Source organism: Streptosporangium amethystogenes (genome assembly GCF_000721075.1).
Classification (GTDB): domain Bacteria; phylum Actinomycetota; class Actinomycetes; order Streptosporangiales; family Streptosporangiaceae; genus Streptosporangium; species Streptosporangium amethystogenes.
The window spans coordinates 1-1,278 of sequence record NZ_JOEQ01000119.1; the positions used below are offsets into that span (position 1 = coordinate 1).

The window sequence follows — 1,278 nt, forward strand, 5'->3', positions numbered from 1 at the left end:
GCGCCTGGAGTGCGACATGACGCAGCGACGGCTTCGGACCAGACTGCGTGGCGCGCGGCGGTTTCTGGGGTGACGTTCACCGGTGATCGCGGCCTTCTCATGATGAAGATGGCCAGCGTGCAGGTTGCCTACTGTTGTTCCGATCGGGCCTGGGTTTGGGTTAATCAGTAGGACTCGGTACCGGTTTCGATGATGTCGCCGCCGAAGGTAAGCCGGCCGACGTTCAGCACCGATCAGGATCGACAATCTGCGTATGGGCGTTCTCGAGCTTCTCCGCCGCGCTGGAAGTCGTCCCGGCGGACGCGAGATCTCCCGGAAAGACGTGCGCGGGCACAGGGCGTCCGGGAGTGCACTGCCCGGCAACGACTTTTGGTCACTGGACGGAGATCAGCTGCTTCAACCGCTTCACCGGAGCCGACATCCACCTCCAGCGCGCGCACCCCAATCGTCGCTTAGTGCTGTGTTCCTGAATGGAGTCAAAGATCCCTGCTGACCTGGGGTGATGATGGTCTCAGGGGGGATTGTCATGCCGAAACTGCTGCATGCGCGTCCACCGATGGACTAGGGCCGGCCGGGACCACGGCTCCGGTCCGACGAAAGGTCTGGCTCTGGGAGCTCGATCTCGCCGAAGACGGCGTCGGCGATCCCGTCGAGGATCGTGTGCTTGTTCGCGACGTGGTGGTACAGCGACATGGCCTCGACGCCAAGCCACTCTGCGACATCGCGCATGCTGACCGCCGTGACGCCCCGCTCGTCGGCGACGGTCACCGCTGCCTCGATCACGCGCTGCCGGCTGAGCGGTGGGCGGGGTGTCGAGGTTCCGGGCACCCGGACCTCTCTCTGCAGCAGAACCCTTGTAGCCTTACACACGTAAGGGTAGAGTCGGCAACATCCTTACAAAAGCATTGACTACGGGCCACCAGCACGACGGCTGGCGCGGCTGACGTGCACGTCGTCCCAACTTGTTGCGACGGCTGTGCGCGCCGAGAACTCGGTCATGTCATGCGACCTGCAGATACTCGTCTATGAGGCCGCCGAGTCGATCTCGTCTCAGCGGTCGAGCGGTCGCTGCGGAGGGCGAGGGAGTGTGGTCGAGCCTCGCGGCAACCTGACCTTCTGCTTTTCAGTCTTTGATGTGTCTGCGCGCACGCCCTGCGTGGCGCGAACGCCCGGGGTTCCTCGCTAGTGCCGTGACCGCATAGGTTCACCGGGTTGAAGTCGAACTGGTCCTCGTCGCCCGTGTGCCCCTGGCAGGATCTTGCCCATGTTCGAAGAGAA

Annotated in this window: 1 protein-coding gene; it reads right to left on the reverse strand. The window is 63.6% G+C overall.

Annotated features, from left to right (window positions below):
- Positions 1 to 561 precede the first annotated feature (561 nt).
- Positions 562 to 783, reverse strand: a complete 222-nt coding sequence (locus IG98_RS46220; RefSeq protein ID WP_245651975.1) for a TetR/AcrR family transcriptional regulator — start codon at positions 781 to 783, stop codon at positions 562 to 564.
- Positions 784 to 1,278 lie beyond the last annotated feature (495 nt).